The following is a 25,101-nucleotide window of genomic DNA, read 5'->3' on the forward strand; positions in this document are numbered from 1 at the left end:
CCCGTACGGCCTGCCGTACCGGTCACTTGAGGTCCGCCTCGTCGGCACGCTGGACCCACTCGGAGAAGGTCTCGCCCTCGTTTCGCTGCTTGTCGAAGTTGCGCACCACGCGCTCGACGTAGTCGGGAAGCTCCTCGGCCGTCGTCTTCAGGCCACGGACCTTACGGCCGAAGCCCGCGTTGACGCCCAGCGAGCCGCCCAGGTGGACCTGGAAGCCCTCGACCTGCTCGCCCGCGTCGTTGACGACGCGCTGGCCCTTGAGGCCGATGTCGGCCACCTGGACGCGCGCGCAGGAGTTGGGGCAGCCGTTGAGGTTGATCGTCAGCGGCTGCTTGAAGTCGGGAAGGCGCCGTTCGAGCTCGTCGATCAGGCTGGCGCCGGTGGCCTTGGTCTCGACGATCGCCAGCTTGCAGAACTCGATGCCGGTGCAGGCCATGGTCTGGCGGCGGAAGGTCGAGGGGTTGACCCGCAGGTCGTTGGCCTCAAGCTCGGCCACGATGCTGTCCACCTGGTCGGGGGCGACGTCGAGGATGACCAGCTTCTGCTCGACGGTGGTGTGCACGCGGTCCGAGCCGTGCCGCTCGGCGATGTCGGCGATCAGGTGCAGCGCGTCGCCGCTGAGACGGCCGACCCTGGGGGCGAAGCCGACGTAGAAGTTGCCGTCCTTCTGCGGGAAGACGCCCACGTGGTCCCTGCGCCCGTTCCTGGGCAGCTCGGGGCCGGGGCCGTCGGCCAGCGCGTGGCCGAGGTACTCGGTCTCCAGGATCTGCCGGAACTTCTCGACGCCCCAGTCGCTGACCAGGAACTTCAGCCGCGCCCTGTGCCGCAGGCGGCGGTAGCCGTAGTCGCGGAAGATGCCGATCACCCCGGCCCAGACCGCGCTGACCTGCTCGGGGGTGACGAAGACGCCCAGGCGCTTGGCCAGCATCGGGTTGGTGGACAGGCCGCCGCCGACCCACAGGTCGTAGCCCCGCTCACCCTGCTCGTTGACCACGCCGACGAAGGCCACGTCGTTGATCTCGTGCACCGTGCAGTGCGCCGGGCAGCCGCTCACCGCGGTCTTGAACTTGCGGGGCAGGTTCGAGTAGGCCGGGTCGCCGATGTACTTGTCGTAGATCTCCTGGATCAGCGGGGTGCCGTCGAGGACCTCGTCGGTGTCGATCCCGGCCAGCGGGCAGCCCAGGATGACGCGCGGGGTGTCGCCACACGCCTCGGTCGTGGACAGGCCGACGGCCTCCAGCCGCTCCCAGATGTCGGGGACGGACTCGATCTCGATCCAGTGGAGCTGGATGTTCTGCCGGTCGGTGACGTCCGCGGTGCCCCTGCCGTACAGGTTGGAGATCTCGGCGATGGCGCGCAGCTGCGCCAGGTTGAGCCTGCCGCCGTCGATCCTGACCCGCATCATGAAGTAGCGGTCGTCGAGCTCCTCCGGCTCCAGGACCGCGGTCTTGCCGCCGTCGATGCCGGGCCTGCGCTGGGTGTAGAGCCCGTACCACCGCATCCGGCCCCGCAGGTCGGCCGGGTCGATGGAGTCGAACCCGCCCTTGGAGTAGATGTCGATGATGCGCTGGCGGACGTTGAGCCCGTCGTCGTTCTTCTTGCTCTCTTCGTTCTTGTTGAGCGGTTCGCGGTAACCGAGAGCCCACTGACCTTCGCCTCGTGGGCGTCTGTGGTGGCGGTTAGCCGGCCTGGCCGGGGTCGTCATGTGCGCGTCCTTTAAATCGGTGGAGTGATTTCCGGACACGCGCAGACGTTGCCTGCCGCCTCTTCATTGAGTGCGGGGGTTGTCGCTTACGGAGCGATGACGTCTGTCACGCGCCCGAGCTGGGTGAAATCAGCGGAGGGCGACGGTCAACGGACGTCACGACAGATGGCGCTGCGGACACGGAGCAGGTCGACGTGGCGTCGCACGACGAGCAATGGGTCCGCAGGCATGTCCATGACGATACCTTGGCGGCCCGAGATGTCCAATGCGGGGTCCGGAATCTGGACTTTCCGCATCTTCGCCTGGCGTCGCCCGCGCAGCCCTGGCGCGGTCAGGCCGACACCGGTGGTCACCCCTGTCTCAACCAGTTCGTGGGAGGCTCCGGTTCCTCGTCGGAGTCGTGGTCCTGGCGGGGCCTGTGGTGCTGGCAGTCGCACCACGAGCCGCCCCTGCACTCGTCGTGCCTGCGCTGCTTACATTTGTCGCAGATCACCCCTCCATTGTGCGGCCGTGTGGGCCGTACACCGTGGAGCGGCACTCCGTCCGGATCGGGGGCTTTCCAGGGTTCCGCCAGGGGTATGCCCGATGGAGTCGTCTGCCCCCTTACTGACATGCTCGAAGTATGCGCACGTTGTTGAACGTCATCTGGTTGGTGTTCGCGGGGGTCTGGCTGGCTCTCGGCTACGTCGTCGCGGGCATCGTCTGCTGTGTCCTGATCATCACTATCCCGTTCGGCATCGCGTCCTTCAGGATCGCCGCCTACGCGCTGTGGCCCTTCGGCCGGACCGTGGTGCGCGACCCCGAGGCGGGCTGCCTCTCGACCGTCGGAAACGTGATCTGGTGCGTCGTCGCCGGGATCTGGCTGGCTATCGGCCACGTGCTGACGTCGATCCCGCTGTTCCTGTCGATCATCGGCATTCCGCTGGGCATCGCGAACATCAAACTGATCCCGGTCTCCCTGCTGCCGCTGGGCGCCAGGATCGTCGACGTGGACGACCCGGAGGCCTTTTACCGCAGGTGATGACGACCGACCCGAGACTCGATCGTTGCCGCCCTAGCTCGTGATCAAGGGGCACTGCGCATACCGTGGTGTGCCATGACCTCCACCGACGCCCCGGCGCGCAGGCGAGGGCCACGCAGGCGCGAGCCGGGCGTGGCCAGGGCACGGCTGCGTGCCGGGCTGTCCTGGGTGGGGGGGACGGACGCCTGGGCCCTGGCGCGGGCGACCACCGGCGCGGGCGTCGCCTACCGGGTCACCGGGCTGGCGGGGGAGGCCGCCTTCTTCGCCCTGCTGTCGCTGCCGCCGTTCATGCTCGGCCTGATCGGCGTGCTCGGCCGCTTCACCCGCGTCTTCGGGCCGGAGACGGTCAAGGACGTCAGCGTCTGGATCGAGACCCAGGCGCACCTGCTGTTCACCGACAACGCCGTGGACAAGGTCGTCTCCCCGCTCATCGACGACGTGCTGAAACCGGAGAACCAGGTCTCCCTGATCTCCGTTGGCTTCCTGCTGGCCCTGTGGTCGGGCTCGCGGGCGCTGTTCGTCTACGTGGACCTGATCTCCCTGGCGTACGGCCTCGGGGAGGAGCGCGGGATCATCCGCACCCGCCTGATGTCCTTCGGCCTCTATCTGGCGGGCCTGCTGATCGGCCTCGTGGTCATGCCGGTCCTGGTGCTCGGCCCGGTCGCGCTGCGCGGCGCCCTGCCACCCGACTACGCGGGCCTGGTCACCGGCCTCTACTGGCCGGTCGTCGTCGCGGGCTCGGTGCTCTTCCTCACCGTCCTGTACCACGTGAGCGTCCCGGTGCGTACCCGCTGGTGGCGGGAGACCCCCGGGGCGGTGCTCGCGCTGATCATCTGGATCGCCTGCGCCGCCGTGCTGCGCGCGGTGCTGGCCGCCTGGTTCTCCCCGGTCTCCATCTACGGCTCGCTCGCCGCCCCCATCGCGGTCCTGCTGTGGCTGTACATCACGGCCCTGGCCGTGCTCATCGGCGCCACCCTCAACGCCGAGGTGGACAGGCTCTGGCCGGTGGACGGCGGAGGCCGCGCAGCGCGTGTGGGGTGAGTACGAAGGGTCCGCTATCGTCTAAAGCGCGACTGGCGCATTGGGTGGGAGCGACCACCGGGGAGCGAAAAGCGGAGGCCGTACGCCTGGGTCTTCGCACGTTGTCAACGATGACAGGGGAGTGAAGGCGCCATGGGTTCTCTATCCAACGTCGATCCGCAGATCGCCGAGCTCATCAAGGCCGAGGAGCGTCGCCAGGCTGACACGGTGAAGCTGATCGCCTCGGAGAACTACGTCTCCAAGGCGGTCCTTGAGGCCACCGGCACCGTCCTCACCAACAAGTACTCCGAGGGGTACGCGGGCAAGCGCTACTACGAGGGCCAGCAGGTCATCGACCAGATCGAGACCGTCGCCGTCGAGCGCGCCAAGTCCCTGTTCGGCGTCGAGCACGCCAACGTCCAGCCCTACTCGGGCTCGCCCGCCAACCTCGCCATCTACCTGGCCTTCCTGCAGCCCGGCGAGACCGTCATGGGCATGGGCCTGCCGTTCGGCGGCCACCTGACCCACGGCTGGTCCGTCTCGGCCACCGGCAAGTGGTTCAACCCGGTCCGGTACGGCGTGCGCAAGGACACCGGCCGCGTGGACATGGACGAGGTCCGCGAGATCGCCCTCCGCGAGCGCCCCAAGCTGATCTTCTGCGGCGGCACCGCCATCCCGCGCACCATCGACTTCCCCGCCTTCGCGGAGATCGCCCGTGAGGTCGGCGCCGTGCTCGCCGCCGACATCGCCCACATCGCGGGCCTGGTCGCCGGTGGCGCCCACCCGTCGCCGGTCGGTCACGCCGACGTGATCTCGACCACGACCCACAAGACCCTGCGCGGTCCCCGTGGCGCGATGCTCATGGCCAGCTCCGACGAGCACGCCACCGCCCTCAACAAGGCAGTCTTCCCCGGCCTGCAGGGCGGCCCGCACAACCACACCACCGCGGCCATCGCCGTCGCCCTGAAGGAGGCGGCGACCGACGACTTCAAGGACTACGCGCGTCAGGTCGTCCTGAACGCCCAGGCGCTGGCCGAGGAGCTCAAGGGCCGCGGCTTCGACCTGGTCTCCGGTGGCACGGACAACCACCTCATCCTGGTCGACCTGACCCCCAAGGGCATCGGTGGCAAGCCCGCCGCGCAGGCCCTGGACAAGGCCGGGCTTGAGACCAACTACAACGCCGTGCCCTTCGACACGCGCAAGCCCTTCGACCCCTCCGGCATCCGCATCGGCACCGCGGGCGTGACCAGCCGCGGCATGGGCGTGACCGAGATGCGGCAGATCGGCGCCTGGATCGACCAGGTCGTCAGCGCCCTGGCCAAGGACGAGGACGAGGCCAAGCACGTCATCACCCGCGTCCACGGCGAGGTCCGCGAGCTGACGAGCCACTTCCCGGCCCCCGGCCTGTAGGACGGCGACGAGCCCCGGGACCGCCGTCCCGGGGCTTTTTCACGATTACGGGAAAAAGGGTTTGCGCGATCCCGGGGAGATCGCGCTAATGTTCTGCGAGTGGGCGCTGTCGCGCCCGTGGGCGACGCCGTCCCCGTGCGGGGCGGTCTGAGATCGGGAGGTGAGGACATGCGGGTCTTCTTCCTTGGCATGCCTTCAGCCGTCCTCCGGGTGCCCCTCTAGCCGACTTCCTTCACGGGCACCCGACCTTCTCGAAAAGGGTGTACCCACGTTGTCTGCTTCACGTTTTCCCGTCTCGCACGACCTGTCCTCGCTCGGCTGGGACGACTCCCACGCCGCCGCGCTGCCCGACGGTCTGATCCCCGCCCGGGTGGCGCGGGTCGACCGGGGCGCCGCCGAGGTCCTGTGCGCGGCGGGCCACTTCCAGGCCCACTACGGCGCCACCGTACGGCGGGCCGCCGCGGCCGACCCCGTCGCCCTGCCCTGCGTCGGAGACTGGGCCGGGCTCAGGAAACTCGCCGAGGGCCGCTTCGAGCTTGAGGCGCTGCTGCCCCGCCGTACGGCGTTCGTGCGTGGCGGGGTCGCCAGGCTCTCGCGCGGTGGCCTCTCCGGCGACTCGAAGGGGCAGGTGCTCGCGGCCAACGTCGACGTCGTCTTCGTCGCCGAACCCGCGCTGCACGCCACCGACACCGCCGACCTCGGCCGGATCGAGCGGTTGCTCGCGCTGGCCTGGGAGAGCGGCGCCCAGCCCGTCGTGCTCGTCACCAAGTCCGACCTGGCCGGGGAGAGCCTGCCCTTCCTGATGGGGGAGGTCGCCGCGGCGGCGCCCGGGGTCGACGTGCACGCGATCTCCTCCCTGACCGGCGAGGGGGTCGACGTCGTGCACGGGCACCTGGCCGGGACGCGCACCGCCGTCGTGCTCGGGGCCTCCGGCGCGGGCAAGTCCACCCTGGTCAACGCGCTGGCCGGGACCGAGGTGATGGAGACCCAGCAGGTCAGGGCCGCCGACGGCAGGGGCCGTCACACCACGGTCCACCGCGAGCTCATCCCGCTCGGTGGGGGCGGTCTCATCATCGACACCCCCGGCATCCGCCGTATCGGCCTGTACGACATGGGGGAGGGCGTCGACCTGGTCTTCTCCGACATCGAGGAGCTGGCCGAGCGGTGCCGTTTCGCCGACTGCGGGCACGACAGCGAGCCCGGCTGCGCGGTGATCGCCGCCGTCGAGGACGGCACGCTCCCCGAGCGGCGGCTGGAGAGCTGGAACAAGCTCCAGCGTGAGGCCCTGTGGATGGCCTCGCGGACCGACGCGCGCCTGCGCAAGGAGCTCCAGAACAGGTGGAAGATCATCCACAAGGAAGTGCGCAAGTCAGGACGGAACCGTCCCTGACCGCTTGGATCGCGCTCCCCGGGTGTTGAGCCCGGGGAGCGGGGTCCGGCACGGCGCCGTGTGTTTCAGCGCTCCGGCGACGATCGCGTTTCCCCCGGAGCCATACCGGTGACCATGGGTCGCGTTTTGTTCACCGAGAGTAGGCAAACCTTGTAGGTGTGATCGCAGGAACGCTCTCCCGGCGCCGTCGGACGGTGCCGTGGGTCCTGCTCGCCGTCTGTCTCGGGCTCTGTCTGAGCTGGCAGTCCGGTGGCCTGGTCGGCCTGATGGTCGAGCGTCAGTGCGTCGAACGGGTTGAGGAGGGGCCGCGTCCGGTCGACGAGACGCCCGCCTCACCCCTGGCGCACGACGCGGGACGCGGACGTGAGCCGCGCCCGCCCGCGCCGCAGTCCCTGGAGGACGCGCTGGCGTCCGAGGGGGAGAGGCCGGTCCGGAGGTGGCACCGGGAGAGGGTCCTCGCCGCCCCGGCCGCCGGAGTCAGCAGGCTGATCATGATCGGTGTGTCTCGCATATAGGCCGACCGTCCTGCCCACAGGCCAGTACGGAACCCATGCGAGAAGAGAGCACATGCGAGAGATCAACGCTGTCGCCGAGGCCTGGGACTTCCAGTGCCTGCGCTGCGAGCACGTCTGGGGAGACCTCTACGAGACCTGCCACGCCGACGACGGGCGTCCCGTGGTGTGGCGAAGGAGGGGAATCGTCACCACCCCGCCGTGGGTGGACCTGAGCTGCCCGGAGTGCTCGGCGTCCCACGTCAAGCCACTGCCCTCCCGGGGATACCGGGACACCCCGAAGATCCCCCGGCAGAACTGAGAGCGTCCCCAAACGACAACGTGTGATCTCGCAGGGGAATCAGCGAGATCACACGTCAGGGGGAAGCCGGGTGGAGGTACTTGCTCAGGCGACGGCGCTGATGCCGGCGCTGGCGGCGCGGCGCATACGACGGCGACGCTCGGAGGCGCGCTCGTCCTCGTTCAGACCGCCCCAGGTGCCGTACTTCTCCGGACGGGACAGCGCGTAGTCCAGGCACTCCGCGCGGACCGGGCACTGGGCGCAGATGGCCTTGGCCTTCCGCTCGCGGATGTCACGCTCAGGCTGACGCTCCCCGTCAGGACCGAAGAAGAGCACGAGGTCCTCACCCCGGCACGCGGCGTCATCCTGCCAGCCCCAGCTGGGCCGTGGCCGGGCGGTCTGCCGACGTACCTGAGACATGAGAAAACCACCTTTTAGTGAGAGGTATTTCGGGTTGATGCCGCATTGGACGTTTCCGGCGTCCTTGGGTCCAACGCCTGGATAGGCCGTGATGTTCCCTCGGTCAGGTCAGGACAGGCGTGGCGTACCGCACAGGGGTGAGCCTGTCCAGTACGACCAGCCGATAGGTAGTGATTTCTTCGGCGCAAGCCGTACCACATGGCGCTTTCAACGTCATGGGTTCAACCACTACCCGAAAACGAACGCCACTACCGCGCACAAATGCCTCGGTGGTGGCGCCGTCCGACCTGGAGGACTCCACGGCCACTCCGCCAACCGAGAGCTCGCCCGTGTGGGCGCGGACGAAATGCTCGGCGGCCTGCAGTGGCTCAGGGATGCCTGAACGTCCCCGGAAACGGTCGAGGGTGACCTCGCCGGACCGGTACGCATCGGCTGCCGCGATCGCAGCAGCCTGAGACATGCTGCCGTAGTAGAGGCCGTGTGGCAAGCACACAAGGTTGGCGGCGTAGCGATCGCCGCCAACATGTGATGTTTCCCATACTCTGTCCGGCAAAACCTTCGCCAGGGAACGAGCTAGGGGAAGTCCAATGCGGGCGCAGCACGCGTTGCGTTTGGCATGCGTGCAGACCAGAAAAACCGGCTCACTCACAAGTATGCAGGACTCCGGGACCACTCCGGCCACCAAAGCGTCCAGGTCAAGATCGTCCGGACCTGCGATGACGCCCTCGGCGAGCCACGGCTCGGCGGCGGTCGAGTCGGCGACCATGACGTGGATCCCGCCCTCCACGGGGGTTCTGCGCCCCGGACGGCGGATCAGTTGGGGCCGGACGCCGATGGCCAGGGCCCTGTCGACGAGAGTGCGCACACCGCTGGGAAGGCGGCAGTCCTCCAGGTGGGAGGCCCAGGGGCCCGGGTGCTCGACGAGCAGCCAGAAGCGGGCGCCGACGGTGGCGCTCGCCAGAACGGGCAGGTCACCGGTATGGCAGCCCTCGGGATGTGCGCAGCCCTTGAGTGTCATATCCGGAACGCTCCCCCCGTCAACGTCTTCGTTAATGCTTACTTAGGTAAGACTAACCTAAGAGTGTTACGAGTGTGTCAGAGGAGAAAAGGGCGATCCTTGGGCGAATCGGATATTCCTTACGCCCTTCGATGATCCGCTGTCAACGGAACCGTCGAATAACCCCGTTCCCCCGTGCGGGCGCCCGCCCCCCTGCTTCAATGGACCGGTGTCAACGGGCTCGTACCGGCAGGCGCTCGCCTGCCGTCCCGAGCCGGCGGTCAGGGGGCGGCGGGTGGGCCGTCGCTCCAGGCCAAGCTCCTTCTGAAGTTCCTGACCCTTCCCTTTTCATGCCCGCTGATGCCCGCGAGGGCTCACGGGAACCGTCGTACGGTGCCGCCGCTCAGCGGTCGAGCGCCGCCCGCGCCGCGGGCAGGGCCACGGCCCGGTCCTCGGCGACCAGTCCGATACGGGTGCGGCGGTCGAGCAGGTCGTCAACGTCGAGGGCACCCTCGTGCCTGACGGCCCAGACCAGCTCGGCCACGGTCACCCCGGTCGGCAGCGCCTCGGCCAGTGCCGGATCCTCCCGCGCCAGTGCCTTGACCGCCGCCGCCTCACTCCCGTAACGCCCGGCCAGCCGTCCGGGCGTCCCCTCACCACCTCTCCCGTCCGCGCCCACCAGGGGCAGGCGGGCCGTACGGCAGGCGCCCGCGGGCAGGGCGCGCAGCCATACCGTCAGATCGACCGCGTCCTGGGCCATCCGCCGGTAGGTCGTCAGCTTGCCCCCGGCGACCGTCACGACCCCGTCGCGGGAGACCGACAGGGCGTGCCTCCTCGACAGGTCGGCGGTGCGCCCGTCGGCGTCGAGCAGCGGGCGCAGCCCGGCGTAGGCCCCGGCCACCTCCCGCCTGCCGATCGCCGTGCCGAGCACCGAGTTGAGCACGCCGAGCAGGAACGTCACGTCCTCCTCCGGGACCGTGGGCACGTCCGGCAGCGGGCCCTCGACCGGCTCGTCGGTGAGGCCCACGTGGATCCTGCCGTCCGCCTGGGGCAGCACCAGGACGAACCGGTTGGTCTCCCCGGGGACCGGCACGTGCAGCCCGGCCGTCAGGCCCGGCAGGGTCTCGGGGCGCAGCACCAGGTGGCTGCCGCGTGAGGGCCGCATCCTGATCTCGGGGACCAGCGTTCCCGCCCAGACGCCGGTGGCGTTGACCACCGCCCTGGCCCGGACCGTCAGGGTCTGCCCGGTCAGCTCGTCGCGGACCAGCGCGCCGTCCCCGGTCAGTTCGAGCGCGCGGCAGCGGGTCAGGATCCTGGCGCCGTGCGCGGCGGCCGTCCTGGCCAGCGCGACCACGAGCCTGGCGTCGTCGGTCAGCCGCCCGTCCCAGGAGAGCAGGGCGCCGCGCAGGCCCCGCGGCTCAAGGGCGGGGACCAGGCGCAGCGCCGTACGCGCGGGGATCCGCGAGGGGCCGGGCAGCAGGCGCCGGGGCGTGCGCGCGGCGATCCGCAGCCCGTCGCCGAGCCGGTAACCCGTCATCACCGTCGCCGCCCTGCCCCGGGAGACGGCCGGGGTGAGCGGCAGCAGGTACGGCTGCGCCCGTACCAGATGGGGGGCGGTCCTGGTGAGCAGAACGCCGCGTTCGACGGCGCTCTCCCGGGCCACGCCCACCTGCCCCCTGGCCAGGTAGCGCAGCCCGCCGTGGACCATCTTTGAGCTCCACCGCGAGGTGCCGGAGGCCAGGTCGCCCGCGTCGATCGCCGCGACGGACAGGCCCCGCGAGGCCGCGTCGAGCGCGGTGCCCGTCCCGGTGACCCCGAGCCCGACCACCAGCACGTCGACCACGAGATCGGGGAGTTCGGCCAGCTCGCGGGCTCTGCGGGCCGCGTTGAGGGAGGAGTTCACGGCCGGAGGTACCTTTCCAGGAGTTCGGTCAGCTCGGCGTCGAGGGCGTCCCCGGTGAGCGGGGCCAGCAGCACGGCGCCGGACAGCAGGAACGACTGCGCGGTCAGCACGACCGTCCCCGCCAGCCGTGCCGGGTCGCCGGGCCGTACGGTGCCCCGCTCCTGGCCCCTGGTGATCGCCGAGGCGACCAGCGAGAGCATGACCTCGTGGCTGGCGCCCCTGCGCCACAGGAGGTACGGCAGGAGCAGCTCGGGGTCCACCTCGACGATCTTGCGCCAGAGCGGGTGGCCGCGCAGCGCGCCGACGGTCGCGACCGCGGCGGTGACCGGGTCCTCGGTGGCGAAGCGGCCCGCGACCCGCAGCCACTCGCGGGTCATCAGGTCGGCGACGAGGGCGTGCACGTCGGGCCAGCGCCGGTAGATCGTCATGCGGGACAGCCCTGCCCTGCGGGCCACGTCGGTGAGCGTGGTCCGCCTGACGCCGACCGCGAGCACCACCTCCCTGGCGGCATCGAGGACCGGGTCGGACGGGGACTCGTTGTGACGAATGGACGTCATATGTCACAGTGTAGAGGTGGAAACTTCCAAGGAAGGCGCCGAGCCCATGCTGTGGTCCGGGTGGGGCGATCCCGCCGAGGCTGTCGAGCTGCCCGAGGCCGTACGGTCGCTGCTGCGTGACCTGCTGGGTGTGCGCGCGCCGCGGACGCCCGCGGTCGGGCTCGAAGAGGTCAGGCCGCCCGCCGTCGCGCTCGCGCCGTCCGTCCTCGACGCGCTGCGCGCGGTCGTCGGGGCCGGGCACGTCCGCTCCGACGACGAGAGCCGCGTCCGGCACACCCGGGGCAAGTCGACCCCCGACCTGATCCGGCTGCGCGCCGGTGACGCCTCCCTGGCGCCGGACGCCGTGGTGCTGCCCGGCTCCCACGAGGAGGTGCTGGGGGTGCTGCGGGTGTGCGCGGAGCACCGGGTGGCGGTCGTCCCGTTCGGCGGGGGCACCTCGGTCGTCGGCGGTCTGAGCGCCGAGAGGGACGGTTTCGCCGGGGTCGTCGCGTTGGACGTGGGCAGGCTCGACCGGCTCGTCTCCCTCGACGCCGAGTCGATGGTCGCCGAGTTCGGGCCGGGGCTGCGGGCGCCGGTGGCCGAACGGCTCCTGGCGGAGCACGGCCTCACCCTGGGGCACTTCCCGCAGTCGTTCGAGTACGCCACGCTCGGCGGCTTCGCGGCGGCCAGGTCGAGCGGGCAGGCCTCGGCGGGCTACGGCAGGTTCGACGACATGGTGGTCGGCATGACGGTCGCGACCCCGCGCGGCACCCTCGACCTCGGCCGCGCGCCCAGGTCGGCGGCCGGGCCCGACCTGCGCCAGGTGATGCTCGGCTCGGAGGGCGCCTTCGGCGTGATCACCTCACTCAGACTTCGCGTACGGCGCTCGCCCGCCGAGCGTCACTACGAGGGCTGGCGCTTCGCCTCCTTCCCCGAGGGCGCGGCGGCGCTGCGGCGGCTGGCCCAGGACGGGCCGCTGCCGACCGTGCTCAGGCTCTCCGACGAGACCGAGACGATGATCGGGCTGGCCAAACCGGGGGAGATCGGCGAGTTGGCCGCGGGGGCGGGCTGCCTGGTCGTGGCGGGCTACGAGGGTGACCCCCTGGAGGTCGCCGAGACGCGGGAGCGGGCCGCCGCCGTGCTGTCCGGACTGGGCGGGACCTGCCTGGGCGTCGAGCCGGGACAGGCGTGGGCCCGTGGCCGCTACGCGGCGCCGTACCTGCGGGACGCGCTGCTGGCCGAGGGGGCGACCGTGGAGACGCTGGAGACGGCGGGCTTCTGGTCCGGGCTGCCCGGCCTCTACGACGCGGTGCGCGGGGCGCTGACGGCCTCGCTCGGCTCGCCGCTGGTGATGTGCCACATCTCCCACGTGTACGGCACGGGCGCCTCGCTCTACTTCACGGTCGTCACGGCGCAGGAGGAGGACCCGGTGGCGCAGTGGGAGCGGGCCAAGCGGGCGGCGAGCGCGGCGATCCTGGCGGCCGGGGGCACGATCTCGCACCACCACGGGGTGGGCCGCGACCACCGGGAGGCCTACGCCGTGGAGATCGGGGAGCTGGGCGCGGAGATCCTGCGCGGGATCAAGGAGCGGCTCGACCCGGAGGGGATCCTCAACCCCGGGGCGCTGATCCCGTGATCTACAACGTAAAGGCGTGGGAGGTTCCGGACCGTCCATGACCGGGTTCGCGGACGGGCGCATTAGCCGCGAAACGGGTGCGGCTCGGTAAGATCAACGCCAAGATATGACCATGGTCGATGTCGGGCGGGCCGCCAGGCGCGGGCGTGAGGTCTCCTCGCGGGTCTCGGAGGAGGGAGCGGGCTGGTCCTGCGCCCAGATGGGCACCTTCAGGTCCCTCGTGCCCGACAGGAAGACCTTCAGCTGGCTCAGTCCGCGCGTGCTGTGGAAGTCGAGGAACCAGGTCCTCGCGAGCATGTTCGGCGACCCCTCCGGGGAGGTCAGGGCCCGCTGGGTCGCCACGCAGCTCGAACGCGGCGTCGATCCCGCCTTCCGCGTCCCGATGGACGTGGGGCCCGAGTTCTCCTTCCTGCTCCTCGGGGACACCGGGGAGGGCGACCTGTCGCAGTACGCCGTGGTCCCCGGCATGCTCAGGATCGGGGCGGACACGGCCTTCGCGGTCATCGCCAGTGACGTGATCTATCCGGCGGGGGCTGGCGACGAGTACGAGGACAAGTTCTTCCGGCCCTACCAGGACTATCCGGCGCCGATCTACGCGGTCCCCGGCAACCACGACTGGTATGACGGGCTCGGCGGCTTCATGCGGGTCTTCTGCGACGCGCCCGCGCTCGAACCGGAGAAACGCGGGTTCAAACTGTCGCCCTCCGGCCTGCGCGGCACGCTGTGGCGGGAGCCGGAGACGATCGACGAGGCCCGCCTCACCGGGGCGCGGGAGCGCAGGGCACGGCCAGAGCAGCGGACCACCCAGCCGGGACAGCCCGGGCCGTACTGGGTGATGGACACCCCGAGCCTGCTGGTCGTCGGCGTGGACACCGGAATCGACGGGGTGCTGGACCGGGAGCAGGGACGCTGGCTGCGCGAGGTCTCCAGGGACCCCCGGCCCAAGATGCTGATCACCGGCAAGCCGATCTACGTCCGCAATAACTACAAGCCGTCCAGGATCGAGGGCGGCGGCACGATCGACGACGTCGTCACCGACCCGGCCAACAACTACGTCGCGGCGATCGGCGGTGACGTGCACAACTACCAGCGCTTCCCGGTCAGGGTCGGCGACCGGACGATCCAGTACATCGTGGCGGGCGGCTCCGGCGCCTTCATGCACGCCACGCACACGACTCCCAGGATCACCGTGGGCGGCGTGCACGAGGACGACTACCGGTGCTACCCGCTGCGCGGGGACTCGCTGTCGTTCTACAGCAAGCTCTACAGCGAACGGCTGCGCATGCGCTGGCTCTACCTCACCCCGGAGGAGGGGGTGGCGCTGATGTCACGGCACATCGGCAACACCCCGCCGAGGGACATCGGCCCGGTCCCCATCACGCGCAGGATGCGGTGGGCGGCGCGGATCCTGGGTGGCTGGCCCATGCCGCTGCGGCTGCCCGTCGGCAAGACCTTCCACCGCTATCTGTCCGAACTGTCCGACTGGGACACCCCGCCGTTCTTCAAGAGCTTCCTGCACGTGTCCGTGACCCCGGCCAGCCTGCGGATCCGCTGCTTCGCGGCGACCGGCTGCCTGCCGCAGGAGATCGAGCCCCCGCTTGAGGACGAGGTCGAGATCCCGCTCGTCTGAGTCCCCACCTGGGCGGAAGTGTCGGTCCGGCGTGGCAGGCTGGCCGGATGAACGTGGCAGTCGCCGTCGGACCCGGCACCTCGGGGGTCCTGCGCCCCGACGGGCGGCAGGCGGAGACGGCCGCCGACCTGGCGGCCGCCGTACGAGAGTGTGAGGCGGGGTCCGCGCCCCGCTGGGTCTGGGCCGACACCCGCGAGATCTACCCCGCGCTCCTGGACCGGGGCGTACGGCTGGCGCGCTGCCACGACCTGGCCCTCGTCGAGGGGCTGCTGCTCGGCCACGAGGGGCGCCACGACGAGCCCCGCTCCGCACGGGCCGCCCACGCCCGGCTGCATGGCCTGCCGGTGCCCGAGGACCGGCACGGGCCGCAGGCGCGGCAGGCGACGCTGTTCGAGGAGGAGACGCCCCCGCCGGACGCCGACCTGGTCGCCGAGGTCCACGCCGACCAGCTGAGGCGGATCGAGGCCCTGCCCGAGCCGGGGCGGTTCCGGCTGCTGGCCGCCGCCGAGTCGGCGGGGGCGCTGATCGCCGCCGAGATGGCCCACGAGGGCATGCCGTGGCGGCGGGACGTGCACGAGGAGCTGCTGACCGGCCTGCTGGGGCCAAGGCCCGTGCACGGCATGCGCCCGGCCAAGCTCCAGGCCTTGGCCGACGAGGTCGCCGCGGCCTTCGGCGGGCCGGTCAACCCCGACTCCCCGCAGCAGATCGTCAGGGCGTTCAAGTCGGCGGGCCTGTCCGTCACCTCGACCAGGGCGCACGAGCTCAGGGAGGTCGACCACCCCGGGGTCGCGCCGCTGCTCGCCTACAAGGAGCTGGCCAGGGTCTACAGCTTCCACGGCTGGGTCTGGGCCGACCAGTGGGTGCGCGAGGACCGCCTTCGGCCCGAGTACGTCGTGGCGGGGGTGGTCTCGGGGCGCTGGGCGACCAGCGGCGGGGGCGCGCTGCAGATTCCCAAGACGCTGCGCAGGGTCGTGGTGGCCGACGAGGGCTGGACGCTGGTCGTCGCCGACGCCGCCCAGCTCGAACCCCGGGTGCTGGCCGCGATGGCGGGTGACCGTGGCCTGGCGGCGGCGGCTGGGCAGATCGACCTCTACCAGGCGCTGGCCAAGGCGTTCGGCGGCGAGCGCGACCACGCCAAGATCGCCCTGCTGTCGGCGATGTACGGCGGGACCAGCGGGGACGCGCCCAAGTTGCTGGCGGTGATGCGTCAGCGCTTCCCCGAGGCCTACCGGTTCGTCGAGGACGCCGCGCGGGCGGGGGAGGAGGGCAGGACGGTCCGCTCCTGGCTCGGGCGCACCGCGCCGCCGCCCTCCGCGCGCTGGCGGGAGCTGGTCTCGGGTCCCGAGGGGGCCAGGGCGGCGCGTGACCGGGGGCGTTTCACCCGCAACTTCGTGGTCCAGGCGACCGCGGCGGAGTGGGCGCTGACGTTCATGGCCGTGCTGCGCGGCCTGCTGCCCGACCCGGCCGCGCTGGTGTTCTTCCAGCACGACGAGGTGATGGTGCACTGCCCCGCCGAGCTCGGCCAGGAGGTGGTCGCGGCGGTCGGCAGGGCCGCGGAGGAGGCCGCCGCGCTGCTGTTCGGCCGCACGCCGGTGCGCTTCCCCATGCACGCGGTGGCCGTGCGGTGTTACGCCGACGCCAAGTGAGCCGGTCGCAGGGCCAGCCAGGCGCCGGTGACGGTCACCATGACCGCGACGATCGCGCCGAGCACGCCGTAGGACAGGGTGCCGACGACAACCCCGGCGAGCACCGCGCCGACCGCGCCGCAGACGTTCATCAGCAGGTCGGACATGCCCTGTACGGCGGGGCGGTGCTCAAGCCGTACGGCCTCGCTGAGCATCGCGGAGCCGGAGATCAGCCCGCAGGACCAGCCGAGGCCGAGCAGCGTGAGCCCGGTCGTCACCCGGGCGACGTCGTGGGGACCGGCCCCGCCCGCCAGGACGGCGGCGGCCAGCAGCAGCGCCATGCCGAGGACGAGGACCCTGACCCGGCCGATCCGGTCGGCCAGCCAGCCGACCACCGGGGACAGGATGTACATGCCCGCGATGTGCAGGCTGAGCACGATGCCGATGACCGAGTAGCTCGCGCCGCCGTGGCCCAGGTGGACCGGTGTCATGGACATGATCGACACCATCGCGGTGTGGCTGACCGCGATGGCGGCCAGTGCCCGGGTGGCGGTCGGTTCCTGGCTCAGGGCCTGCCAGGCGGTGCGCAGCGTGCCGTTCCCTCCCTTGTCCTCCGTGGGAGTCTCCGGTCTCAGGGAACGGGCGACCAGCAGGGGGTCGGGGCGCAGACCGGCCAGGATGACGACCAGGGCGACGGCGAAGGCGACCAGGGAGAGCGCGAAGGGGCCGGTGTCCGGCGCCAGGCCCAGGGTGCGGCCGAGGCGTTCTGCGGGCTCGGCCAGGTTGGGGCCCGCGACGGAGCCGATCGTCGCGGCCCAGACCACCCATGACAGGTGCCGGGCGGTGTGCCCGGGCGGGGACAGGTCGGTCGCCGAGTAGCGGGAGGCCAGGCTGCCCGCGCTGGCGCTGCCGAACAGCACGAGCCCGCCGAGCAGCAGCGGCCACGACCGCACGGTGATGGCGACCACGGTGATCACACAGCCCAGCAGGGCGCAGCCGTAGGCGAGCGCCAGCCCGGCCCGCCGTCCACCCTTGCCCGAGGTCCTAGCGGTCGGCAGCGCGAGCAGCGCGGCGCCGAGCACGGTCGCGGTCCCGGCGAGCCCGCTGATCGTCACCGAGCCCGACAGTTGCGCGACGACGAGGGAGCTGAGGGAGAAACCGACGGCGGTGCCGATCCCGCTGACGATCTGCGCGGTGGACAGCACGATCAGCGTTCGCCGCTGCAGCGCGGCTATTTCCCGTGTTTCTTTATGGGAAATGGCGCTATTTGTGGGGATTGCGGTCACAAATGGATTTTGTCACCACATGCAATTCTTTATCGGGCGGGGCCGTTCAGGCGGTCGGCCGGAACGTCGCGAAGAAGACCCGCCGCGCCTCGGCGCCCTTCGCCCAGTCGAGGTCCTGGGCGGTGAACGCGATCAAATAGGCGTTCTGCCCGTCCACCGCGACATAGCGGGTCAGCCCGTGCATGGGGACGGCCCCCGGGGACCGGACGTAGGTGTACTCCCAGTCGGCCGCCCGCCACGCGCCGTACGGCACCGTCTCGACCCCGACCTCGGTGTACTCGTCCAGGTCGTCCTTGCCGATCCCGTCGAGCGCCGTCACCGGGTCGGTGACGGCGGCCTGGGAGACGACGACGCTCTGCCCGCTGTTCCTCGGCCCCTGGAAGGTCACCACCCCGTCGTCCTCGCGGACCGTCCAGCTCTCCGGCAGCGCCGCCGTGACGCCCCCCGCGCCCAGCGTCCGGTAGCCGCCGGGGACCTCGAAGCGCGTCGGCGCGGCCGAGGGGGAGGCCGGGGAGCTGGCGGCGGGGGCGGGGGCGGGGGCCGCCTGCGGGGCCGAGGAGCCGGGGGCGAGCAGCAGGAACAGCACGGCGGCGACCGCGGCCAGCGCCGCGACCGCGCAGACGGCGATCAGCAGGGGGGTCGGGCGGCCCTCGCGCATCCAGGGTCCGTCGTCCGCCGCCCTGCGGCGCGCGCCCCTGCGGCCACCCGTCGCGGGAGGCCGGGTCCCGGCCAGCGTGTCCTCCTCGTCACGCCCGTGCGCCGGACGCCGAAGGGAGGCAGGGGGAGCCTCGGGAAGATCGACGAAGGAACCGCGCCCGAGACCCGACGCCGGACTGCGCAGCGCGTCGTAACCACGGCCGTGCCCCGGCTCCTGGGAACCGGGAGGAACGTCGTGGGGCACCCGCACGGGACCCGAGGGCGTCTCGATGATCCGGGAGGGCAGCGGCCCCGACGGCTGCGTGAGCGACGGCGCCGACGAGAGCTGCGGGGGCGCGGGCCGTACCGGGGTGAGGATCTCGGGCACGGGCGGTACGGCGGGCACCTGGTCGCCGGTCGCGGAACCGTGGCTGCGCAGCACCCGGCCGAGCAGCTCGGAGACCTGTGCCGCGGTCATCCTGTCCGCCGGGTCCTTGCGGAGCAGGCCCTCGATGACGGCGATCAGCGCCCCGGCCCGCTGCGGCCGGTTGGGTTCCTGGGTGAGGATCGCGCCGAGCACGGCCACCGCGTCCGGCCCCTCGTACGGCGGCCGTCCCTCGACCGTCGTGTACAGCGTCGCGCCGAAGGACCACAGATCGGCGGCCTGGGTGATCGGTTTGCCGGACAGTCGCTCCGGCGGGATGTAGGCGGGCGAGCCCATCAGCAGGCCCGTCTGGGTGACCGAGACGTCGCCCTCGATCGCGGCGATGCCGAAGTCGGTGAGCACCACCCGGTCCGAGGTGAGCAGCACGTTGCCCGGCTTGATGTCGCGGTGCAGCACCCCGGCGGCGTGGGCGTGCCGCAGCGCGTCGAGCACCCGGACGGCGATCTCCGCGGCCTGCACCACGGGAAGCGGCCCGTTGCGCCGTACGGCCTGCTCAAGGGACCAGGCGCGGACCAGCTCCATCACGATCCAGGGGCGGCCGTCCTCCTCGACCACGTCGTGCACCGTGATGATGCCCGGATGACTGAGGCGGGCGGCCGAGCGTGCCTCGCGCAGCATGCGCCGGTGCGCGGACCGCATCCCCTCCTCGTCGAGACCGGGGGGAAGGATCAGCTCCTTGACCGCCACGTCACGGTCGAGCAGCACGTCGTGCGCGTGCCACACCACACCCATACCGCCCCGGCCGACCGGTGAGATCAGGCGGTAACGCCTGCCGACCAGTCTGCCCTGCGCCTCCGCCTCGGTCGTGCCGATGGTGTCGCCCTCCGAACCCATGGGGGGCACTCCCGGCAGACGATCGGTCATCATGCCTTGTCCCCACAACCAACCCTATGCGCAAGGTTGGACACGATATCGGCATCGCGTCAGGCAACGGAAGTCGGCGGCCCACCGGCGTCCGCGACCTTGGCGAGCGCCGCCAGGGCAGAGGTGAAGGCGGAGGCGGGCGGGGTCACCAGACCGGCGCCGACCTGCCCGGTGCCCGCGACCCTGCCCGCGATGCCGGTGTTGACGACCGGCAGCACCCCGGTCCTGGCGACCAGCGTCACGTCCACGCCGACCGGGGTGCCGCGGAAGCCGAGCCCGGGGATCCGGTAGACGGGGTGCTCGGCGAGGGTGATCTCGTACATGGCCAGGGTCGCGGCCGTCGCGGCGGCCACCTCCCCGCCGACGAAGCGGACGATCGCCGGGGCCGCCGCCATCGCGAAGCCGCCGAGGCCTGCCGTCTCGGTGATCGTGGAGTCGCCGATGTCGGGGTTGGCGTCCCGCGGGCCGTACGCGCCGAGATAGAGGCCGTCGGGCACGGCGGCGGGGCCGGTGAACCAGCGTCCGCCGAGCCCGGAGACCTGCACGCCGAAGTCGGTGCCGTTGCGGGCCATCGCCACGACCAGGCTGGAGCCGGGGACGTCCCTGGCGGCGTCCGCGCTCACCTTGCACGCCGCCATGGCCGCGTTGAGGAAGAAGTGGTCGTTGCCGCCGACGAAGCGCAGCACCTCGGCCGCGTGCAGGGGAGCGGTCTCGACCAGGCCGCAGGCCAGCTCCCGCACCAGCAGCGAGGTGGCGGCGCGGTTGCGGTTGTGCAGCTCGTCGCCCATCTGCAGGGCCTGCGCCATCAGCGCCCCGAGGTCGAGCGGCCCGGTCGCCGCGAGGGTCGCGCGCAGCGCGGGGCCGAGCACCTCGTCCATCCAGCGCAGCCGCCGCAGCACCTCGGCGTCGTAGGCGCCGTAGCGCAGCACCCTGCCCAGGCCCTCGTTGAGCGAGCAGTGGGCGGTGCCGCCGTGCTCGGCGTCGCGCACCTCGAACATCCACATGGACGGGCTGACCACGCCCGCCATCGGCCCGACGGCACCCCGTCCGTGACAGGGTTCGAGGCGGATCCGTCCCGTTTCGAGCAGCCGCGACGCCTCCTCCGCGTTCTCGGCCAGCCCTTCGAGCAGCGCCGCCCCGACGAGCGCGCCGCGCAGCGGTCCCGAGGCGCGTTCCCAGCCGATCGGCGGCCCCGCGTGCAGGAACGTCCCCGGGGGCAGGTCGAGGGCCTCGCCCGCCCGCCGTACCCCGACGAGGTGGGGTCTGGCGGACGTCATGCGGCCGAGCGCCGTCTCGTTGGCGCGGTGTCGGCGGGGGTCGGCCAGCACCCGCGCGACGTCCTCCCCGGTGCCGGGCAGCGGCGGGCGCCAGTCCACGGCCCTCCTCGGTACGGCCTGCGCGTCCAGGGCCTCGCCGAACACCTCCGCCCCGGCCGTGACGACCCTGGGCTCCCCGGTCAACGCGGCCAGCGACGCCGGGATCACCGGGCACCCGCCAGGAGGGAGGCCGCGTGCCCGGCGGCGTGGGCGTTCGAGGTGAAGACCGAGGCGCCCGCCGCCCGCAGCGCCTCCGCCTGGGCCGTCAGCCCCTGCGGGTCGTCACGCGAGCCGACCAGCGCCACCACGACCGGCACCCCCCTGGCGACCGCGGCGGCGATCCCCGGCGCGAGCCCGGCGGCCGGGTCGGGGTCGGCGGCGTGCCCGAGGACCACGTCCAGCAGCGCCACGTCCCCGCGGGGCACCCGGGCCAGGGCGTCGAGCCGCAGGGAGGGGTCGATCATCGGGTGGGCCCTGCCCCGGGTGTAGGCGTCGTCGCCGAAGTCGGTGAACTCCCCGCTCCCGGCGACCAGCTCCGCCTCCGCGCACAGCGTGCCGCCCGAGTAGACGCCGCGCAGCGTCCCGGTCCCCGGCGGGCTCGCGGGCGCGGGCCACGAGGGCCACTCGGGGACGGAGATCCCCAGGGCGCGCAGTACGGCCTCGGCCGCGCGGGTCAGGTCGTCTCCCTGGCCGAGCAGCGCGGTCACCACCGGGGTGGCCAGCTCCCGCGCCGCCTGCCGTACGGCCCGGGCGGTCTCGGGGACGGGCGGCTTGGAGACCAGCACGATCAGCTCGGTAGCGGGGTCGGCGTCGAGCGCCGCCAGGGCGCGCAGCGTGGACAGCCCCGCGACCTCGGCGGACAGGTCCCTGCCGCCGACGCCGAGCACGTGGCTGACCCCGACCCCGGCCAGGTCCAGCAGGCAGGTCACCTGCTGCGCGCCCGTTCCCGAGGCCGCGACGACGCCGACGGGACCCGGCCGCAGCACGTTCGCGAACCCGAGGCCCGCGCCGCCGATCACCGCGGTTCCGCAGTCCGGCCCCATGACCAGCGTCCCCAGCTCGGCCGCGCGCCGCTTGAGCAGCACCTCCTGCTCGACGGGGACGTTGTCGCTGAAGATCATCACCGAGAGACCGGCCTCGATCGCGTCCATCGCCTCGGCGAAGGCGTAGGGCCCCGGCACCGAGACCAGCGCCAGCGTGGCGGGACCGTCGCCGACCCCGCGCAGCGCCGCAGAACGCACCGTGCGCGCCGACCGTTCCTCGTCACGGCCCTGCGCGGTCCGTACGGCGAGGCCCGCGAGCAGCCGGTCCAGCTCGGCCCGTGCCGCCTCCAGCTCGGCGGGACCGGCGCCGCGCAGCGCGACCAGCAGGTCACCCTGGCCCGCCTCGGGCAGCGCGAAGCCGAGTCCGGCGGCGAGACCGAGGTTCAGCTCGGTGGCCATCGCCACGACCGCGACCTCGATCCCGGGCAGCCCGGCCAGGGCCGCGCTGACCCGCATCAGGCTCACCGAGTCGTGGTAGACCCCGGGACGCGCCTCGACCAGGTCGGCGCTCAACGGTCCGCCCCCGCCAGGGCGACCACCGCGGCGAGACCGGCGCGCACCCCCCACGCCAGGTCGGCTCCCGAGGTGTGGCCGAGCTGGAGCAGCCGGTGCAGCGCGGGTTCGAGCGCCTGCCGCCCGGCCAGGCCACGCAGTACGGCCAGCACCTCCCCGCTCGCCTCACCCCTGGCGGCGCAGTGCAGCAGCGCGGCCGAGATGGGCGTCGTCCTGCCACCGGCGTCGAAGGTGACCGCCGCGGCCAGCCAGTCCGCCAGCCACACGGCCCTGGCCACGTTGGCGGCGGTACCGAGGTGGCGCAGCGCGACCAGCAGCCCGGCGATCATGTCGTCACCGCTCGGGGTGAGGCCGGGACCGAGGCCGACGAGCTGCTCGGCGGCCGTGACGCCCCGCAGCAGCGACCCCTCCGCGCACCCCAGCGCCAGCCGTACGGCCGCCTCGTTGCCCTCAAGGCCGGAACGCCGCGGCGAGCGCTCGCACAGTCCGGACAGCAGGGGAAGCCAGGAGGCGAGCAGCGCGGGTTCGGCGGGCCCGAGCGGCGGCGCCGGGTCCCACCAGCGGTGCGCCCGAAGACCGAGGCCGCCGATCTCGACGCAGCCGTCACCCACCCACGCCTCGTCGCCGACCGCGACCCCGGGCATCGGGCCGTTGATCACCATCGCGTTGGGCAGCCGGACCGCGTCCCCGCGGAGCACCGCGATCACGCGGGGCTGGAGCTCCGTGCGGACCTCCAGATAGACCCCCGCGGGGAAGGCCGCGAGCACCCGCGCGGGACGGCGGGGCGATTCGAGCAGCGCGCGCAGGGCCGTACTGGCGGCCCCCGTCGCGTGCGCCCGCACGTGCCCACGCTGGGCATCCTGACCCCGCCGGGCCCTCGGACGCGCTCCGACGGTCATGAGACCCTTCGCCTGCCTTTCACGTGCTGTGCCGTGCTGTGCCGTGCTGCGACATGCCGCGTCGCCGTGCGCCGCATGACCGTGGACGCCCCCGTTCCACTGAGCCGACGGTAGAACGCCCGGTGATCCCCGCCGTACGGAGAAAGGTGCCAACAGAAACCCCAAAGGTTGGTTCTTCCTGACAGACGGCCTTATCGGTGACAATCACGTCATGGAACCTCCTGTACGGCTGGCGAGCACCGGAACCATCACCCACGGCGTCGCCGTCGGCGAGGTCCTCGGCGCCTCGACCCTCGCCGGGGCCAGGCTGCTGGCCGGGGGCCGCGGTCTCGGCAGGATCGTGCAGCGGCTCAACGTCATGGAGGTCCCCGACATCCTCGCCTGGGTGAAGCCGAACGAGTTGCTGCTCACCACGGGCTACCCACTGCGCAACACCCCCCAGTCGCTCGACCGGCTGGTCAGCGACCTGGACGAACGCGGACTCGCCGCGCTGGCCATCAAGCTCGGCCGCTATCTGGACCGGCTGCCCCAGGAGATGGTCGAACAGGCCGACCGGCTCGGTTTCCCGCTCATCCAGCTCCCCGACGACGTCGGGTTCGACGACATCCTCAACCAGGTTCTCACCGACATCCTCAATCGGCAGGCCGCCGCGCTGGCCAGGGCCGAGGAGGCGCACCGGGCGCTGGTCCAGGTCGTGCTCGCGGGCGGCGGGCTGCGCGAGGTGACCGAGGAGGTCGCCGGGCTGCTCGGTGCGGCCGTCGCCGTACTGGACGGGACGGGCCAGGTGCTCGCCGCCGCGGGGCCCGCCGAGCAGGTGGCAGGATTACGCGTCCCCGGCACGCGGGATCGCGAGGAGCACCTGTCGGTCCCCGTCGTCGCGGGCGGCCACCACCACGGGCGGATCGTCGCCCACGCTCCGGCCGGGGCAGGGGAGAGCGACGTCGGCATCCTGGAGCGCGCGGCGACCGTGGCCGCGCTCGTGATCACCAGGCAGGAGGCGGTGAACGCCGTCGAGAGCAAGTACCGCGCCGACTTCCTGCGCGACGTGCTCACCGGCAGGGCGGGCAGCGCGGAACGGGTCGCCGCGCGGGCCAGGGCCTTCGGCTGGGACCTGCGGCGTCCCGTCACCGTCCTGGTCGCCGAATTAGACCCGGACGGCGACGAGCGCGTCGCCCAGGACCGGCTGGTCACCTGCTGGACCAGCGCCATGCGCCGCCACGACGGGCACGGCGCCGTCGCGGGCTTCTCCCACGAGGTCGTCGCGGTCGTGGACGCCGCCGTGGACACGACCCGCCTGGCCAGGGACGCCGTCGCGGCGTTCGCCGAGTGCCTGCCCGCGACCTTCTCGACCGGCGCGAGCCGTACGGCCGCCGGAATCGAGGTCCTGCCCGAGGCGTACGGCCAGGCCGTGAAGGCAGCCAGGGTGGGCCGTCAGCTCCACGGCCCCGGGGCGGTCGCCCACTTCGACCAGCTCGGGGTCTACCGGCTGCTGTCGCTGGTCAACGACACCGAGGAACTGCACGCCTTCGTCCGCGAGACCCTCGGCCCGCTCGCCTCGGACACCGACGCCGACAACGGCGACCTGCGCAGGACCCTGCAGGTGCTGCTGGAGACCAACCTCAACGTGGCCGAGACGGCCAGGAGGCTGCACTTCCACTACAACACCCTGCGCTACCGGATCGCCAAGCTGGAACGGATGCTCGGCGACTTCACCGAGGACGCCCACCTGCGGCTGAACCTGACCCTGGCACTGCACGTTCTGCGCATGCGCGGCATCTAGACTCACGGGCGTGGACGAGACCTTTGAGCTGGAGACCGACTACATCCCGCTGTGCGACCTGCTGAAGTACTGCGCCGTGACCGACACGGGCGGCCAGGCCAAGCACTTCATCGCCGAGGGCAACGTCATGGTGGACGGGGAGGTCGAGCTCCGCAAGACCTGCAAGATCCGCGCGGGACAGGTAGTCGCCGGGGACGGCTTCGAGATCCACGTCGTCGCCCCCGGCGGCTGAGC

Annotated in this window: 21 protein-coding genes and 1 riboswitch; of the genes, 11 read left to right on the plus strand and 10 right to left on the minus strand. The window is 72.1% G+C overall.

The window, feature by feature from the left end; translation table 11 throughout:
* Positions 1–22: 22 nt before the first annotated feature.
* Entirely contained in the window at positions 23–1,705 is a 1,683-nt protein-coding gene (locus FHS44_RS17700; protein ID WP_184715962.1) for a nitrite/sulfite reductase, read from the minus strand.
* Positions 1,706–2,327: 622 nt separating this feature from the next.
* Between FHS44_RS17700 and FHS44_RS17705 the strand changes: the two genes are divergently transcribed.
* The 6 genes from FHS44_RS17705 (at position 2,328) to FHS44_RS17730 (ending at position 7,359) form a co-directional block, all read left to right on the plus strand.
* On the plus strand, positions 2,328–2,726 hold the full coding sequence (locus tag FHS44_RS17705; protein ID WP_184715963.1) for a YccF domain-containing protein: 399 nt from the start codon (positions 2,328–2,330) through the stop codon (positions 2,724–2,726).
* A 75-nt stretch (positions 2,727–2,801) separates the two neighbouring features.
* Positions 2,802–3,767: a YihY/virulence factor BrkB family protein gene (locus FHS44_RS17710; protein WP_184715966.1), complete on the plus strand. Its 966-nt coding sequence runs from the start codon at positions 2,802–2,804 to the stop codon at positions 3,765–3,767.
* 18 nt (positions 3,768–3,785) lie between these two features.
* A riboswitch (ZMP/ZTP riboswitch) is annotated at positions 3,786–3,866 on the plus strand.
* A 33-nt stretch (positions 3,867–3,899) separates the two neighbouring features.
* Positions 3,900–5,156: a serine hydroxymethyltransferase gene (gene glyA / locus FHS44_RS17715; protein WP_184715968.1), complete on the plus strand. Its 1,257-nt coding sequence runs from the start codon at positions 3,900–3,902 to the stop codon at positions 5,154–5,156.
* Positions 5,157–5,427: 271 nt separating this feature from the next.
* The gene (gene rsgA, locus FHS44_RS17720) at positions 5,428–6,546 is read left to right on the plus strand and encodes a ribosome small subunit-dependent GTPase A (RefSeq protein WP_184715970.1); all 1,119 of its coding nucleotides are present in this window, start codon (positions 5,428–5,430) and stop codon (positions 6,544–6,546) included.
* Positions 6,547–6,704: 158 nt separating this feature from the next.
* On the plus strand, positions 6,705–7,061 hold the full coding sequence (locus FHS44_RS17725; RefSeq protein WP_184715972.1) for a hypothetical protein: 357 nt from the start codon (positions 6,705–6,707) through the stop codon (positions 7,059–7,061).
* 52 nt (positions 7,062–7,113) lie between these two features.
* A complete protein-coding gene (locus FHS44_RS17730; RefSeq protein WP_184715974.1) occupies positions 7,114–7,359 on the plus strand; it encodes a hypothetical protein in 246 nt (81 codons plus the stop codon).
* A gap of 84 nt (positions 7,360–7,443) precedes the next feature.
* On the opposite strand, the gene FHS44_RS17735 is transcribed toward FHS44_RS17730, so the two are convergent.
* From FHS44_RS17735 to FHS44_RS17750, 4 genes are all read right to left on the minus strand, one after another.
* Positions 7,444–7,758, minus strand: a complete 315-nt coding sequence (locus FHS44_RS17735; protein WP_012893126.1) for a WhiB family transcriptional regulator — start codon at positions 7,756–7,758, stop codon at positions 7,444–7,446.
* Between the two features lie 103 nt (positions 7,759–7,861).
* Positions 7,862–8,776 carry a ferredoxin family protein gene (locus FHS44_RS17740; RefSeq protein WP_184715976.1) on the minus strand — a complete coding sequence of 305 codons (915 nt, stop codon included), beginning with the start codon at positions 8,774–8,776 and terminating at the stop codon, positions 7,862–7,864.
* Between the two features lie 382 nt (positions 8,777–9,158).
* Positions 9,159–10,658: a glycerol-3-phosphate dehydrogenase/oxidase gene (locus FHS44_RS17745; protein ID WP_184715978.1), complete on the minus strand. Its 1,500-nt coding sequence runs from the start codon at positions 10,656–10,658 to the stop codon at positions 9,159–9,161.
* Entirely contained in the window at positions 10,655–11,215 is a 561-nt protein-coding gene (locus FHS44_RS17750; protein WP_184715980.1) for a TetR/AcrR family transcriptional regulator, read from the minus strand. Before FHS44_RS17750 ends, FHS44_RS17745 begins: the two co-directional genes overlap by 4 nt.
* Positions 11,216–11,261: 46 nt before the next feature.
* On the opposite strand from FHS44_RS17750, the gene FHS44_RS17755 reads away from it, so the two are divergent.
* The 3 genes from FHS44_RS17755 (at position 11,262) to FHS44_RS17765 (ending at position 16,106) form a co-directional block, all read left to right on the plus strand.
* Positions 11,262–12,830 carry an FAD-binding oxidoreductase gene (locus tag FHS44_RS17755; protein WP_184716619.1) on the plus strand — a complete coding sequence of 523 codons (1,569 nt, stop codon included), beginning with the start codon at positions 11,262–11,264 and terminating at the stop codon, positions 12,828–12,830.
* Positions 12,831–12,942: 112 nt separating this feature from the next.
* Positions 12,943–14,460, plus strand: a complete 1,518-nt coding sequence (locus tag FHS44_RS17760) for a metallophosphoesterase family protein (RefSeq protein WP_184715982.1) — start codon at positions 12,943–12,945, stop codon at positions 14,458–14,460.
* A gap of 47 nt (positions 14,461–14,507) precedes the next feature.
* Positions 14,508–16,106, plus strand: a complete 1,599-nt coding sequence (locus FHS44_RS17765) for a bifunctional 3'-5' exonuclease/DNA polymerase (protein ID WP_184715984.1) — start codon at positions 14,508–14,510, stop codon at positions 16,104–16,106.
* On the opposite strand, the gene FHS44_RS17770 is transcribed toward FHS44_RS17765, so the two are convergent.
* From FHS44_RS17770 to FHS44_RS17790, 5 genes are all read right to left on the minus strand, one after another.
* Positions 16,088–17,290 (minus strand): MFS transporter, encoded by a 1,203-nt coding sequence (locus FHS44_RS17770; protein WP_312863693.1) that lies wholly within the window; start codon positions 17,288–17,290, stop codon positions 16,088–16,090. The genes FHS44_RS17765 and FHS44_RS17770 overlap by 19 nt on opposite strands.
* 127 nt (positions 17,291–17,417) lie before the next feature.
* On the minus strand, positions 17,418–19,319 hold the full coding sequence (locus tag FHS44_RS41025) for a serine/threonine-protein kinase (protein WP_246435612.1): 1,902 nt from the start codon (positions 19,317–19,319) through the stop codon (positions 17,418–17,420).
* A 56-nt stretch (positions 19,320–19,375) separates the two neighbouring features.
* Positions 19,376–20,800, minus strand: coding sequence for a YlbE family protein (locus FHS44_RS17780; RefSeq protein ID WP_312863694.1), 1,425 nt, complete (start codon positions 20,798–20,800; stop codon positions 19,376–19,378).
* Positions 20,797–22,188, minus strand: a complete 1,392-nt coding sequence (locus FHS44_RS17785) for an AllF/FdrA family protein (protein WP_221460928.1) — start codon at positions 22,186–22,188, stop codon at positions 20,797–20,799. Before FHS44_RS17785 ends, FHS44_RS17780 begins: the two co-directional genes overlap by 4 nt.
* Positions 22,185–23,030: an oxamate carbamoyltransferase subunit AllH family protein gene (locus tag FHS44_RS17790; protein ID WP_312863695.1), complete on the minus strand. Its 846-nt coding sequence runs from the start codon at positions 23,028–23,030 to the stop codon at positions 22,185–22,187. Before FHS44_RS17790 ends, FHS44_RS17785 begins: the two co-directional genes overlap by 4 nt.
* A 268-nt stretch (positions 23,031–23,298) precedes the next feature.
* Here FHS44_RS17790 and FHS44_RS17795 point away from each other — a divergent pair, with 268 nt between their 5' ends.
* Positions 23,299–24,867: a PucR family transcriptional regulator gene (locus FHS44_RS17795; RefSeq protein WP_184715990.1), complete on the plus strand. Its 1,569-nt coding sequence runs from the start codon at positions 23,299–23,301 to the stop codon at positions 24,865–24,867.
* 10 nt (positions 24,868–24,877) lie between these two features.
* The gene (locus FHS44_RS17800; RefSeq protein ID WP_184715992.1) at positions 24,878–25,099 is read left to right on the plus strand and encodes an RNA-binding S4 domain-containing protein; all 222 of its coding nucleotides are present in this window, start codon (positions 24,878–24,880) and stop codon (positions 25,097–25,099) included.
* Positions 25,100–25,101: the final 2 nt, after the last annotated feature.

This window comes from Streptosporangium saharense (assembly GCF_014203715.1).
Taxonomy (GTDB): Bacteria; Actinomycetota; Actinomycetes; order Streptosporangiales; family Streptosporangiaceae; genus Streptosporangium; species Streptosporangium saharense.